The 13,904-nt window shown below is 44.2% G+C and carries 10 protein-coding genes; 3 read left to right on the top strand and 7 right to left on the bottom strand.

Annotation, left to right across the window (positions count from 1 at the left end):
- The 3 genes from A0128_RS12320 to A0128_RS12310 form a co-directional block, all read right to left on the bottom strand.
- Positions 1-777: a YARHG domain-containing protein gene (locus tag A0128_RS12320; protein WP_083244116.1), complete on the bottom strand. Its 777-nt coding sequence runs from the start codon at positions 775-777 to the stop codon at positions 1-3.
- A 122-nt stretch (positions 778-899) separates the two neighbouring features.
- Complete coding sequence (locus A0128_RS12315; RefSeq protein ID WP_069607791.1) at positions 900-4,277, bottom strand: methylmalonyl-CoA mutase family protein; 3,378 nt, start codon at positions 4,275-4,277, stop codon at positions 900-902.
- A 35-nt stretch (positions 4,278-4,312) separates the two neighbouring features.
- Positions 4,313-5,116: a lysophospholipid acyltransferase family protein gene (locus A0128_RS12310; RefSeq protein WP_069607790.1), complete on the bottom strand. Its 804-nt coding sequence runs from the start codon at positions 5,114-5,116 to the stop codon at positions 4,313-4,315.
- Positions 5,117-5,257: 141 nt separating this feature from the next.
- Here A0128_RS12310 and A0128_RS12305 point away from each other — a divergent pair, with 141 nt between their 5' ends.
- The 3 genes from A0128_RS12305 to A0128_RS12295 are packed head-to-tail and all read left to right on the top strand — an operon-like array spanning position 5,258 to position 9,105.
- Complete coding sequence (locus A0128_RS12305; RefSeq protein WP_069607789.1) at positions 5,258-6,217, top strand: phosphatase PAP2 family protein; 960 nt, start codon at positions 5,258-5,260, stop codon at positions 6,215-6,217.
- A 1-nt stretch (position 6,218) separates the two neighbouring features.
- Positions 6,219-7,505, top strand: a complete 1,287-nt coding sequence (locus A0128_RS12300; RefSeq protein ID WP_069607788.1) for an oligosaccharide flippase family protein — start codon at positions 6,219-6,221, stop codon at positions 7,503-7,505.
- The gene (locus A0128_RS12295) at positions 7,486-9,105 is read left to right on the top strand and encodes a hypothetical protein (protein ID WP_069607787.1); all 1,620 of its coding nucleotides are present in this window, start codon (positions 7,486-7,488) and stop codon (positions 9,103-9,105) included. The genes A0128_RS12300 and A0128_RS12295 overlap by 20 nt, the downstream gene beginning before the upstream one ends.
- Here the strand turns inward: A0128_RS12295 and A0128_RS12290 are convergent.
- From A0128_RS12290 to A0128_RS12275, 4 genes are read right to left on the bottom strand one after another with little or no spacing between them, the layout of a single operon-like run.
- The gene (locus A0128_RS12290) at positions 9,085-9,999 is read right to left on the bottom strand and encodes an ATP-binding response regulator (RefSeq protein WP_069607786.1); all 915 of its coding nucleotides are present in this window, start codon (positions 9,997-9,999) and stop codon (positions 9,085-9,087) included. The genes A0128_RS12295 and A0128_RS12290 overlap by 21 nt on opposite strands.
- A 55-nt stretch (positions 10,000-10,054) precedes the next feature.
- Positions 10,055-11,419 carry a S1C family serine protease gene (locus A0128_RS12285; RefSeq protein WP_069607785.1) on the bottom strand — a complete coding sequence of 455 codons (1,365 nt, stop codon included), beginning with the start codon at positions 11,417-11,419 and terminating at the stop codon, positions 10,055-10,057.
- Positions 11,416-12,879 carry a S1C family serine protease gene (locus tag A0128_RS12280; RefSeq protein WP_069607784.1) on the bottom strand — a complete coding sequence of 488 codons (1,464 nt, stop codon included), beginning with the start codon at positions 12,877-12,879 and terminating at the stop codon, positions 11,416-11,418. Before A0128_RS12280 ends, A0128_RS12285 begins: the two co-directional genes overlap by 4 nt.
- Positions 12,872-13,762 carry an LIC11113 family protein gene (locus A0128_RS12275; RefSeq protein ID WP_069607783.1) on the bottom strand — a complete coding sequence of 297 codons (891 nt, stop codon included), beginning with the start codon at positions 13,760-13,762 and terminating at the stop codon, positions 12,872-12,874. The genes A0128_RS12280 and A0128_RS12275 overlap by 8 nt, the downstream gene beginning before the upstream one ends.
- Positions 13,763-13,904 lie beyond the last annotated feature (142 nt).

Raw genomic sequence — 13,904 nt, 5'->3', positions numbered from 1 at the left:
TCAGTCGTTGTTGACTACGATTTCCTTTTCCACTTTTCCCATACTCTTAAAGTAGAACCTTGTGCTAAATAGACTTCCATCGACATAGATATAAATCCATTCGGAAACGTAACTGGTCTGCGGAACGGATTGTGAAGCAGAAATTAGTTTTTCATTTTCCAAAACGTATTGTGTGGAGCAAATTTCCTGATTGATCGAGTCTACAGAACAATCCAAAATTCTATAAAAACGTTTATCTTGGGAAGGTGTGACCGTATAGTATCGTTTGAATTCGATATCCCCGTTTTTCGCCAATCGAATCGATTCGAGTAGTTTTGCATCGTTGGATTTACCGGAGATACGAACTCCCGTGATGAATATTTCTTCGGAACGATAGTGGATGTCTTTGGTTCCGTTTTCGATTTGATTCTGAACCGATCCGTTTTTTAAAAACGTTCTCTCCACATTTTCATAATATTCTAATTTAGAATCGTCCCAGAGAATTCGGTTGGATAGAAATTCGGAGTATTGGAGAGAGGTTTCCTTTTCTAAACGTAAATATTGATCGGCGAGATCCTGGTCCTTTTTGGACAATTGGACCGGTTTCGCCTTGGGATGATACCATTCAAATTTTCTAAAATACGCGTCGAGTCGTTGGTTTTTAAACTTATGGCCTTGTTTAGCGAAGAGCTCGTTTCTTTTGAGAATGATTTCCTCGATCTTTGAATTTTCGGTTTCGGATGTGATCGAAGAAATTGCAATCAACAGTAAGGATAAGAATAGGATGATTCGGTGCATAGAAAGGGTGGTCCTTGGAAATCGCCTTGTCAAAAGATCGAAAATTTCTTTTTAAAAGGCGTTCCTTTTACAACAAACCAACTGACAAACGTTGTGCGAAATCGGTAGGTTCGTAGTTTTTTTTACATACTTCTACGATATTGTCCGCCGACCTCGTAGAGAGAATGGGTCATTTGACCAAGAGACGCTACTTTGGAGGTTTCCATCAATTCCTGAAATATATTCCCGTTGGTAAGACTTGCTTTTTTCAATTGTTCCAGACGGGACTCGCTCACGTTTTTATTTCTATCTTGAAACTCTCTCAGTGCCTTGATCTGGTCCTGTTTTTCGGCGTCGGTCGAACGAATCACTTCTTCGGGAATGATCGTAGGAGAACCTTCCTTGCTTAAGAACGTGTTTACTCCGATTACGGGGAATTCTCCGTTGTGCTTTAGAGATTCGTAATAGAGAGATTCTTCTTGGATCTTGTTTCTCTGATACATCATCTCCATCGCTCCGAGAACTCCGCCTCTTTCCGAAATTCTATGGAATTCTTCCAGGATCGCTTGTTCAACCAAGTCGGTCAGCTCTTCGATGATAAAGGCGCCTTGTCCCGGGTTTTCATTTTTGGCGAGTCCGAGTTCCCGGTTGATGATAAGCTGAATCGCCATCGCTCTTCGAACCGATTCTTCGGTCGGGGTCGTTATCGCTTCGTCATAAGCGTTCGTGTGTAAGGAGTTGCAGTTGTCGAAAATTGCGTATAACGCTTGTAAGGTGGTTCGGATATCGTTGAACGCGATTTCCTGCGCGTGTAAGGATCTTCCCGATGTCTGAATATGATACTTGAGCATCGAAGAACGTTCGTTGGCTCCGTATTTGTATTTCATCGCCTTAGCCCAGATTCTTCTCGCAACTCGTCCGATGACCGCGTATTCCGGATCGATCCCGTTCGAAAAGAAGAAAGACAAGTTCGGGGCGAAGTCGTCGATTTTCATTCCTCTGCTCAGGAAATATTCGACGTAGGTCAGTCCGTTTGCGAGCGTGAAGGCTACCTGAGTGATCGGATTGGCTCCCGCTTCCGCGATATGATAACCCGAGATCGAAACCGAATAAAAGTTTCTGATCTGTTTTGTGATAAAGAATTCCTGAATGTCTCCCATCATCTTCAACGCAAATTCCGTCGAGAAGATACAAGTGTTTTGAGCCTGATCTTCTTTGAGAATGTCGGCTTGCACCGTTCCTCTGACTACTTTGAGAGTTTCTTCTTTGATCTTCTCGTAAACTTCCTTTTCCAAAACCTGATCTCCCGTGACTCCGAGGAGCATCAAACCGAGTCCGTCGTTTCCTTCGGGAATGACCGCGTTGTATTTAGGAACCGGAAGTTTTTTTTCTTTATAGATAGTTTCTATCTTTTTACGAACCTCCGTTTCGATTCCTTGCGCTTTGATATATTTTTCGCAGGCTTGATCGACGGCGGTATTCATAAAAAATGCGAGGACCATCGGAGCCGGACCGTTGATCGTCATCGAAACCGAAGTAGTAGGGTTGCAGAGATCAAAACCGGAATAGAGTTTTTTAGCGTCGTCGAGCGTCGCGATGCTCACTCCCGAGTTTCCTATCTTTCCATAGATATCGGGTCTTTCTCCCGGGTCTTCTCCGTAGAGGGTCACCGAATCGAAGGCGGTGGAAAGACGTTGTGCGGGCATTCCCAAACTTACGTAGTGAAAACGGGCGTTTGTTCTTTCGGGACCACCTTCTCCCGCAAACATACGAGTCGGATCCTCTCCGGTTCTTTTAAAAGGAAAGACCCCGGCCGTGTAAGGAAATTCTCCGGGGAAGTTTTCTTGAAACGACCAACGAACAATTTCTCCCCAGTCTTTGAACTTAGGAGTCGCCACCTTTGGAATTTTTAAATGACTCAGAGATTCCGTTTTGTTTGCGACCTTGATCTCTTTGTCTCGGACCTTATAAGTAAAACTTTCTCCCTGATAGTTTTTCAGTTTGGATTCCCATGTCGCGAGAATCTGTTTTGCCTCCGCGCTCAGAGAACTTTCAATTTTAGAATATTCTAATTCTATAATTTTTGTGTCCTGACCTGCGGATTTTAGAACTTCCTGGGCGCCCGCGAGTTGAAAGAGTTTTCTCGCTTTAGTCGATTCCTTTTCGGTCATCTGATCGTAACGATTGCATTCTTCTCTGATTTCCGCGAGATAACGGACGCGATCCGGAGGAATGATAAAAATCTTTTCGCTCATTCCCGCTTCTTTTCCGTAGGTGCTCGTCCATCCGAGTTCTAACTTTTCGGAAACCGCGTGAATGACGTTGCTATAAAGGCTGTTTGTTCCCGGATCGTTGAACTGAGAAGCGATGGTTCCAAAGACGGGCATCGTATCCACGTTCTCTTGAAACAACTGTCTGGATCTTTGGTATTGTTTTTTTACGTCTCGGATCGCGTCGAGTGCGCCTCGTTTGTCGAACTTGTTGATCGCGATTAAGTCCGCGTAGTCGATCATGTCGATCTTTTCGAGCTGGGTAGCGGCTCCGTATTCGGGGGTCATCACGTAAAGAGAGACGTCGGCGACCTCGGTGATTTCGGAATCGCTCTGACCGATCCCCGCGGTTTCTACGATGATCAGATCAAAACCCGCACTTTTTAAAACTTCGATGCTTCGTTTAACGTTTTTGTTAAGCGCAATGTTTGCTTCTCTCGTAGCGAAGGATCTCATATAAACCCTTTCGTGAGAAATCGAATTCATTCGAATCCTATCCCCAAGAAGTGCCCCTCCGGTTTTTCTTTTGGAAGGATCCACGGAAAGGATCGCGATCGTTTTATCCGGAAAGTCGATTAAGAATCTTCGAACCAGTTCGTCCGTAAGAGAGGACTTTCCCGCACCGCCGGTTCCGGTGATTCCCAGGATCGGAACTTTTTTTGAGGTAGGAGGAAACTGAAGTTTTTCGGTGAGAGCCGACTTTTCCAATCCTTCTCTTTCAAAAGTGTTCTCGACCAAGGTGATCGTTTGCGCGATTGCTAATGGATTTTTTTCTTTGAGAGATGCGTGTAGGGTTCCGTTGAAGGTGAGGGGAGGAATGAAGTCGGACTTGGAGATGAGGTCGTTGATCATTCCTTGCAATCCGAGTTCTCTTCCGTCGTCCGGAGAATAAATTCTCGTGACTCCATAGGCTTCGAGTTCTTTGATCTCGGATGGAAGAATGGTTCCTCCTCCTCCTCCGAATACCTTGATATGACCCGCGCCTTTTTCTTTCAAAAGGTCTATCATATATTTGAAATATTCTACGTGACCGCCTTGATAACTCGTGATTGCGATTCCCTGCGCGTCTTCCTGGATCGCACACTCCACGATTTCTTTTACGGAACGGTTGTGCCCGAGGTGGATGACTTCCACTCCGGAGGCCTGAAGAATTCTCCGCATGATATTGATCGACGCGTCGTGTCCGTCGAAGAGGGAGGCCGCCGTGATAAAGCGAACCTTGTATTTGGGAGTGTAGATTTGTGTTTCCATATTGATTCTTCTATAATAGATTCAAAAAATTGAATTTAGCTTTCGGGAGAATCGATGAGTTTTCTCACGCGGTTCTCCAATTCTTCTGTAACCATCTTCGCCGCTTTTTTGAGAGGTTCTTTTGGAAACTGATCCGGAAAGATGGGCTTTCCGATATTGTAAGTGATCTTGGAGCCGAAGGCTTTTCCGGTGAGAAAGGCTTCCGGTTTCATCATTCTCCAGGCGCCTTTGATCCCGCTCGGGATGATCGGAACACCCGCGCGGATCGCGAGTTTTGCGGACAAGGCTTTGAAGGATCCCGGCTCCACGTTTTCAACTCTCGTTCCCTGAGGATAGACCGAAATGAGTTCTCCTTTTTGGATGAGCTCCACCATATAGTTTTCCAACTCTTCATAATACAGCGCGGCGGACTTCGCGTCTTTCACGTTATGCGCTCTTAGGATCGGATGACCTCCCCAGTGCATCAGTTGTTTTCCCTGCATATCTCCGAGCGCGTTGAGTGCAACCACGAGGGTTTGTTTCATCAGACTTAAAGGGAAAGTGTTCAAGGGAGAATTGGGATCGTTTAGAAGTTCGAGGACGGTTTCCTGGGGATGAAACAATTCGTATTTTCCAAGATAAATCACTTTTCTTAAAACCGACGTCCCTTGTACGATTACATCCAGGTTGTCCGTGTGATTCGAAATGAGAACGGCTCCGCCGGTCTCCGGAATATTTTCAAGGCCCGTAACTTCCACGGAATATACGAGGTGAAGCAATGTTTTTAGGAATTGTTTTACGGATTCTCTGGGAATGAGAAAGAGGCTTTCAAGAAGGTCGGATTCTGTTTGGGTTTCCATGCAAAGTCTGCTTTTCGAACAAGTGTTCAATAATTATAGGATTTAGAATTCATTGTACCGAATGGAATCGAATCCATCAAGTTGGATTTTTTACGGAGACTTGTTCTTTATAATAAGTAAGTTAGGAGAAAGGGTGAAAATATGAGTTGGTTTCAAGACTCCTTTTGGTTTGGGAATGGCTTTTTAGAAACGTTGCGTGGAACCTCTCTGGATCCGGTCTTGGGTTGGACGAGTCTATTGTTTCATCATCTGGGCGGGAATCTTTTCTTTATGATTCTTCTTTCCAGCGTTTATATTTTTTGGGATCGTAAACTCGGGATACGACTCGGAGTTGGACTCTTAACATCCGGCATCGTGAATGGATTGGCGAAAGCTTTTTTTGAAAGTCCGAGGCCGTTGCTTGCTTGGAACGGTCCCGGAAGTTTAACGGAATTTGCATACGGATTTCCATCGGGTCATGTGCAGTCTTCGGTCGTAATATGGGGACTCGTTTTTCTAAATGCAAAATCGAGACCGCTTCGATGGCTCGCGGGAATCATCATTCTTCTGATGCCTTTTTCCAGAATGTATGCGGGAGTTCATTTCCCGGGAGACGTATTGGGAGGATTTGTGCTGGGACTTCTCGGACTTTTATCGATTCAACTTTTGTTTCGATACGTTCCCGAGATCGAAGCTTCGCATCCTTTTCCGGGACAGAATCTTTCCAACACAAAAACTTTTTCTTTGATCATCGTCGTAGTAACTCTTCCCTCGGTTCTTTTGCATTCGGATAGGATCGGAATCGAAAAAGCAAAATCCTATGAGCAGGTGATATCGGCTTGTGGAGCGCTCGCCGGTTTTGCGATCGGAATTCTCATTTCAAAATATCATTCCTTGGATTGGAAGCCGATGAAGACTCTGGATGAAAGCTTAAAAAGAGCGGGAATCTTGATCGTGGGAGTTTTGCTCTTTTACTTTTTACCGGGTTATCTCGTGCAAAAACTCTTACCAGAAAATCCGGTTGCAAGATACCTTAGGTACGGGATCGTTAGCAGTTACATCGGTTTTTTCTCCGTATATCTACTGTCGCTTTGGAGAGAGAAAACAGATTTCAAAAAATAGAATGTTAAAACTTTCGGGGAAGTTGAAAAAAGTTTCGAACCTCTTGGTTCAATTCCGGAGATCCGGAATGTTCAAATCTTCCCTGTTTGTGAGCATCTCTAAAGCGATCTCTTCCTTACTCAATCTCGTGTTTATGGTCTACTCCGTAAACATACTCACAAAAAGCGAGAACGGACTCTTTCAATACTACGCCGGCTTTTTGCCCGTGCTTCTCGCGATCGCAGAATTCGGACTTCCCGCCGCTCTCGTAAAATTTCTCGCGCCCGTAACCGGAGACAAACAAAAGATCGGAGTTCTTTTGTCCTCATCGATGTGGATCAAGCTGGGGGCCTTGGGCGCGCTTGCGCTTATCAGTCTGATCGGAGCTGTACTTTTGAGAGAAAGTTCGATCGTGGTCGCACTTTTGGTCTTAGGAAGTTTTGTTCTCTCGTTCAATTCCTTTTTTGAAAGTATCTTTATCTGTTTTGGAAATTATATCTCTCTTTCATTTTGGAATCCTCTTCCGAATCTAATTCGACTCCTTGTCTTGTATGCGGCGGATCATCTCTCACAAAGGGCGCTCGGACATCTGGACATACTCGCGATCTTTACCGCGTCTCCGCTTTTTGTATTGGTATTGTTCTTCTTTGTGTTTCCGAGAAATCAACTCTACTGGAGCGGAGCGAAAGATCAGGTCAAAGAGATGACGTCCACGCTGACTTCGTTTAACGGATACGCTTTTTTGGCGTCCATCTTTGCGATGATCTCGGATCGGATGGAAATTTTCTTTTTAAAGTGGTATCATTCCCAGGAATCGGCGGCCGTGTATGGAACCGCCTTACAGCTGTTCAGCGGATTCGTGATCTTATTTTCGGTGATCAATTCTCTCATCTATCCAAAACTATCACGTCTCGTAGATTCGGAAGAATTTCCAAAGTTTCTCTGGAAGTCGATGCTCCTCGCGGTTGGAATGGCGGTTTTATTATCGCCCGGATTTTTTCTCGCGGAATGGATCTTAAATCTATTGTTTCGGGGAAAGTATGCGGATTCGATCGGAGTTTTCCAGATATTGTATCCGAATTATATGTTGCAGCTCGTATTCTCCCCCTTGGGAATTGCGTTATTCGCGCTTGGACAACCCAGGATGCTCGCGTTTTTGGCGTTATTACGATTGGTCTGCGGACTTGTTCTTGCCAATCTATTGATTCCGGAATACGGACCGACGGGCGCGGCTTCTTCTTATTTTTTGGGTCAGATCGTATCCTGGCTCATATTGACCGGATACTTCCTTGCATTCTTCCGAAGATGAAAAACGGACCTTTAGAGAAGTTCAGGTTCGGGGCGGTTCCGCTTCGCGGACCGGGCTCTCAGCTCCGATCAATAAATTCAAAATTCCTAATTTAGAGAATCTGAATCTAAAAATCAATTTATTGATCCCGCCTCGATCCCTACCGCGAAAAAAAAACGGAAAACGATTTTTACAAAAACTCATCTTTCTATTTTGTATCGTTTCACCGATCGCAACCGCGATTGCGGAATCCTTTCCGGAATACCGGCTGGATGATCTTTTACTCTTAGAGGAAGGAAAAAGAGATCTCAAAGGAAAGGGAAGATTTACGTTTCCCAAAAAAGAAACTTCCGATTCTTCTTCTTTTTATGTAAACGCTACCTTGCTCTACAGGGGATTGACTCAGAACGGAGGAAAGAGAGAGGAACAGGCCGATCGAAGTTTCTCCAGGGGAATTGCAAGTCCGGAGTTTGGTTGGTCTCAAAAGGGAGAACGATTCTATCAACAGATTCTAATTTCGCCCTTTTTGCAATACGAGGAATCCATCATCGGAACAAAAACGACGACGAGAGGCGCCGACGGAGAACTTTTGTATCTGAGCGGATGGGAAACTCCTTTCTGGAAACTCGGAATGGAAGCGGGAAGGGGATATCAGAGACTGGATCGAAACGGATTTCTTTTCGTAGGATTTTTAAACTACGGAGAATTTATAGCGCAGTGGAAACCGATGGGACTTTCCTTTTCCGCGATCGGAGCCCAGATGCAGAATTCGATTTTGTATTCCGAAAGAAATGCCGACGAATCGGCGCGAAGGATCTCCGGAGGAAGCCTTTCCATCAGCGAAAAATACGGACTTGAGAATTTTAGAATATTCTACTATTTGTATCAAGAGTCGAGACAAGATTCCGTCAAGGGGGACTTGTTTCTGAAAGAAAGTCCGTTTCGTCCCGGCGGTCGTTATCAATACTATGGATTTGAGTTTTCCTCGGCGAAAGTTTTCGGATTGAGTCTGGACCTGGACGGAATTGCAGTGAGCGGTTCCCGAGAATACGGAATCAACGCGTTTCAGAGTTACCGGACTTCTCTGTCGACTTTTGGAACTCTACTCGGATCGAAGCTAAACTGGGAAAGACCGGAAGCGACGTATTTCCTTGGAGGCCTTTATACCTCGAAGGATCCAAATCTGAGAACGGATTCTGACTCGAACGGATATTCCGGAATTCGAACCGACCCGAGAGGATACGGAGGGAAAACTTCCTTTCTTTTGATGGAGAGTCTTTTGCTCCAAGAAGGAACCGTGTTCCACGAGGACGGAACTACTTCCCGACCGAACTACGAAAACAAAGGGATTCAACTCTTTCAAGCGGGCGCCCGTAAAACCTGGGAAAAACGATGGACCGCTCAGGCGATGATCCTCACTTCCTCTTCTCCTTTGGGAAGGGGATGGGAAGGCATTGGGACCGCCGGATTTCAATCAGAACATTCTTATATTCTAATAAGCTTATCTTATGCGGTTGTGGATCCTCAAAGACAGGAAAAGATTTTATTCGACGAATGGGCAAAAAAAGCCGACAAAAAGGAATATTCTCGGATCTATCTTTCAGCCGGTGTTTACTTTTGATTTGGCTTCGATCGCTTTTTTTAAGGTTTTGCTAAAACGAACTTCGTTTCCGATTTCGTTATAGATCAATTCGTCCACGTTCATTCTTACCAAAAAAATTCCTCTTCCGGAAAGGTGACTCGCGTTCGGATCGGTGACAGGATCCGGAACCTTAGAAGGATCAAAGCCGGCGCCGTGGTCCTTGAGAGAAACGTAAATTTTCTGATTTTCAAAACTGATTTCCAACTGCACGACTTCGTTTAGGGCGTCGCAGATCTTATCCACGTGATCGAAGTAGTTTATATCGGACGAGAGGAGTTTGGATTTTTTCTCGTAGTTGATTCCCGCGGACCCGTGTTCGATCGAGTTGCCGAGGAGTTCATACAACGCGAGTTTGATCCCTAAAATATCGTCCGTATGAATTCCGGGGATCAAGGAAATGGAACGCATTACGAGATTCACGTATTGATTCAGATTTTTGAGACTGGGTTTGATTGCAAATTGTTGTCTGGATTCCGTAAGCTGAAAGTGATTCTTACTGATCAACTCCTGGCTGGAGATAAAAAGATTTTCAAACTTCTGAAGAGAATGACGGATCGCGTCCATTCGAAACGGTTTGATAAAAAAGTCAACGGCTCCGAGACGAAGCGCGCGAATGGAAACGTCGATGTCTTGGTTTCCTGTGATAACGATAAAAGGAGTGTCCACTCCCATGTCTCTCAGTCTGGAAATGAAGTCGATTCCGCTCATCTTAGGAAGGCGTACGTCGGTAACAATCAGATCAAAAGCGTGATTTTTGCAGATTTCGAGGGCTTCTTCGGCGGTTCCCGCCAAAGTCAGATCATGCAAGGAACCGAATATTTCTCGAAATAGATCTCGGATTACTTCTTCATCATCTAAGAATAGGATTCGCATGGGATTATTCCGGAATCAAAAATTACATTTTCGGAATAGATCCGTCAAGAGATTATCAGTCCAAATTATTGAGTTTGTCCAGATTATAGTTTGAAATAATTTTCTGATTTAGGGTTCGCAATTGTTCTTTTTGGAACGTCGCGATCCGATTTCCCGAAAAACGGAAGACAACATATTCGTCTTTACTCTCATTTAAGATTTCCTTTAAATCCGTAAGAGAACGCACACGTTTGTCGTTTACGGACTCTAAGATCTGATCTTGAAAATCGTGAAATCCCTGATTTTCCGCGTCCGGAAACACTCTGCTGATAAAGACGAGACGGTTCTTTTCGGGATGCGATTTTTTATTGTAGGATTCGTAGAGATAAAGAAGTTTTTTATCCGAGTTTTCTCTGTATTTATCACCGGATTCTTTCAAATACGCACCGGTAAGTTCGGTGAAAAATAGACCGCCGGAAATAAGATACGAAGGAGGTTTGGTCCCCGACTTGGAAGGAATAAAAAAGAATTCTTCGGAATACGGTTTTAAACCGTAGGAGATTTCTCTTCTTTTTCCCGCGCGAAAAACTCCTAAGGTGACTTGAGTTCCGGGAGGAGAATGGTGATGATTGTGGGAAAGAATTCTCGAATAGATTTCCTGACGACTCGGAGGTGAGGAAAATCCCTGACCGTTGATGCTATAGATCGCGTCGCCCGGAAATAAATTATGAACCGGCCCGATTCCTGGAAGCACTTCCGAAACGACGATCCCGTAAGAAGAATCCGGAAAATAGAAATTCTTTTCCGGAACCGTAAGAGCGTCGTCGAAATAAAAACCCGGATGAGTGATCGGATTACTCGAAGGGCTGTGGAGAAAATAACTAAGATATTCCGCGGGCACGTTCCATCTACCGTCGGAATATCCACAGATTATATTTTTTGAATATAAGAACTTTCTTTCACTCGATTCTTCCCTTTGGTGTTTGCTCATACGAAGGATCGAATTGGAAAAGTCAGGATTGGCCCATTCTAACTTTGGAAAAAAATGAGAACAGCCGGCTTGGTGCGCGCCGGCAAAATTAGGATGAACCCTCCGTTTTCCTGAAAACTTTCCTCTGTGAGAAAAAAGGGCGAGTCCGGTTTCAGGATCGTGTTTGAAAATATACAAACGAGTTCCCGGAGCCGTCTCCGGATTCATCTCCGAAAAAAGAGGAAGTTCTCCCGGAGGAAGTAGCGCGAGAATAAAATCCGAATTTGCTATGATCGCAGGAACTTTTTTCTCATAGTGAGTTCCCTTCTGCCACGGATTCTGGTGTGAAAACTTACGGAAGTGAACTAGGATCGTTTCGGAGCGTAACGGTCCTCCGAAGAATGGGGATAAAAAAAGTAGGAGTAAAATTCCTCCGCGTAAAAATAAGAATAAAGACTTCGATACCATCATTCGTCCGCCTCCGCGTCGAAGCGTTTTTTAATGCGAACATTGATCTTATCCACGGTTTCCTGATCGAGAACGATGGGAAGGTTGATCCCTCGAAACTTCAGACTGATCGTTCCTCCGTAGAATTTTTTCCAGAGAGATTTAAAATCTTCCAAACTCGAAGGAGTTCGATCGTTGATCGACTCTAAAATTTTATAACGATAACCCGCGTATTTCGAGTTCAGCGGATCCGGATAAACCCCGGAAAGAATGATATCCCGATCCGTAAATCGATAGAGCTCGTCTTGGATATAATAACTGTAGTGATAACGAAGAGAACTCTCCAGACGTCTCGAATCTCCACCCGCCAAGGCGCGGTTCACGGGTTGAAACAAAAAACCGGCGGAAAGAAAACTTGTAACACTTCCTTGTTGTCTGTAAAGATTCAGAGAAGGGACTTGTTTGAGAGTGCCTTCCACTTTATAGTTTTTTCCGTTTCGATAAAAGAATACTTTTACCGGATCTCCGATAAACTTGTTCTCGATCATCTCTCCGATAAAAATTCCGCTCGGATCCAAAACTCCGCCTTCGTCGTTTAGATACGCTTCGTCGATTTTATAGACGAAGTCTTCCGGTTTTAAAAGATCCGAAAAAGAAGAATCCGGATACACTGTATTGATGAGAATTCCGTTCAAACCCTCCGGAATCTTGAGATAGTTTTTTAGAGAAGAGGAATAACCGTTTTGAAAACTAAAACCCGGAAAAGGAAATCCGTGATAGGTCTCGTCTTCCACGTCTTTTAAAAAATGATTTATGATTTCCGGAGGAATCAAATACGCAACGTTCCCTTGAGACTGACTGATTTGAAACGTCACACCGGAAACTTTCCCGTTTTGGATCGCGGGCCCTCCGGAATAACCGGGAACTATGTTTGCGTTTACTCGAATCGCCTTTCTATAATCCAAACCTGTAAAAGAATAACGCACCCTTTCGATTCTGGAAACATTCCCGTTTTCTAATGTAATATTATCGTCGCCTCCGGGATAACCGAGGATCAGAAGATTACTACCGAGAGCGGGGGAGGAATCTGCGATTTCCAAGGGTTCGATTCCGTTAAAAAATTCTTCCTCCTCGACTTTTAAGATCGCGAGGTCGCAGTCGAAGCCGAGATATTGAACGCTGGCCTTGTAAAACTTGCTGGAATTAAAATGTTTTATCTTGAGATAGCTCGAGTTGGAAACCACGTGAGCGTTTGTAAGAATCCGATTCCCCGCGATTACCATACCGGTTCCAGCGTCTCGATTGATGGACTTTTCGGAATAACCGGACGGTTCTTCCTTTTCGGAAAAAGTGTCGCTACGTATGATCACGACGCTGTCGAGGAGAGCCTTGAGATCCGCGGAGTTTCCGTTTTGAGCCGAGACGGAGGAACCCGAAAGGATACTTAATAAAAGTAGAATATTCTGAAATGTAATTTTATTCATTGTAGATTTCCGCTTCTTGCCAGACGATTTTGTCCGGTTCGATGGAATGTATTTTCAATTTTCCGAGATATTTCGCGCCTTCCTGAATCTGATCCGTATCCTTGTCGTCCAAACGAATCTTTCCTAAAAAATCCGATTTGATACGAATGTAAGAATACGGAGAAGAAGGAATACAACTCGCCTGAAACGAATAATACGTCGCCTTATCCCAGTAAAAGTCGGAATCCTTTTTTAAAAAGATCAGAGGACAGGAAGAATCAAAGAAGATTTCTTTGCCGGAATCCAGGCTTCGTTTCGCCGGATGTTTGGCGATGCTTAGAAAATACTGAAGCCCGAAGTTGTCCTTATAGTCTTTTGGAGGACGGCTTTTTTCAGAATGAGTTTCTTTGTTGGGTTTCTTTTTCGGATCCCAAGAAGAATGTTCTTCCACTCCCAGGTCATAGGAAGGTTTTACTTCGAGATAGACCTTCTTACCGATTTTTAAAACTTCACCCAGAGAAATTCTTTCGGGATTGTTTTTCCAAGAAGTCCACTGGGAACCGAGATAGATAAAACCCGGAAATTTTTCTTCTTTGCAACTGTAAGTAAGATAGATGACTTTTTCAAAACGACTGGATTCTTCAAAGACACAAGGACTTACGGGAACTGAATTGTGTTTTCTTCGAAAAGATATAGCTAAAAACTCCGAAGGGCTTTTCTGAAATTCTTTGAGAAAGAGTTTGAATTCCTCCTGTGCGGATCGTGTCGGATCCGGCTCGGCGGGAATTCTTCCCGAGCTCAGAACGAGAAAGAAGAGAATCCAGACGAGGAGGACGCATTTCTTCCGAAACATTTTCGAAAAAAACGATCTCTGAGTACAGTCTTTCCTGAATTCTCTTATCATTGTTAAGAATATCGGTCTTTGCACCCCCGGATGTTAAATCCTCTTGGACAAAGAGAACGTCGAATCGCTTTCCGATTCTTTTTTTAGAAAAGAATTCTTAGATTCTTCCCCTTTGTTGTTTCCAAGGAAGCAAAGACGAGGT

It is taken from the genome of Leptospira tipperaryensis (assembly GCF_001729245.1).
In the GTDB taxonomy this organism is placed as follows: domain Bacteria; phylum Spirochaetota; class Leptospiria; order Leptospirales; family Leptospiraceae; genus Leptospira; species Leptospira tipperaryensis.
This window is presented reverse-complemented; position numbering and strand designations above follow the sequence as displayed.

Coding starts and splice junctions, on each gene's coding strand:
- A0128_RS12320 (WP_083244116.1), bottom strand. CDS start 777: ATGCACCGAATCATCCTATTCTTATCCTTACTGTTGATTGCAATTTCT.
- A0128_RS12285 (WP_069607785.1), bottom strand. CDS start 11,419: ATGATGGTATCGAAGTCTTTATTCTTATTTTTACGCGGAGGAATTTTA.
- A0128_RS12310 (WP_069607790.1), bottom strand. CDS start 5,116: ATGGAAACCCAAACAGAATCCGACCTTCTTGAAAGCCTCTTTCTCATT.
- A0128_RS12275 (WP_069607783.1), bottom strand. CDS start 13,762: ATGATAAGAGAATTCAGGAAAGACTGTACTCAGAGATCGTTTTTTTCG.
- A0128_RS12305 (WP_069607789.1), top strand. CDS start 5,258: ATGAGTTGGTTTCAAGACTCCTTTTGGTTTGGGAATGGCTTTTTAGAA.
- A0128_RS12280 (WP_069607784.1), bottom strand. CDS start 12,879: ATGAATAAAATTACATTTCAGAATATTCTACTTTTATTAAGTATCCTT.
- A0128_RS12300 (WP_069607788.1), top strand. CDS start 6,219: ATGTTAAAACTTTCGGGGAAGTTGAAAAAAGTTTCGAACCTCTTGGTT.
- A0128_RS12315 (WP_069607791.1), bottom strand. CDS start 4,277: ATGGAAACACAAATCTACACTCCCAAATACAAGGTTCGCTTTATCACG.
- A0128_RS12290 (WP_069607786.1), bottom strand. CDS start 9,999: ATGCGAATCCTATTCTTAGATGATGAAGAAGTAATCCGAGATCTATTT.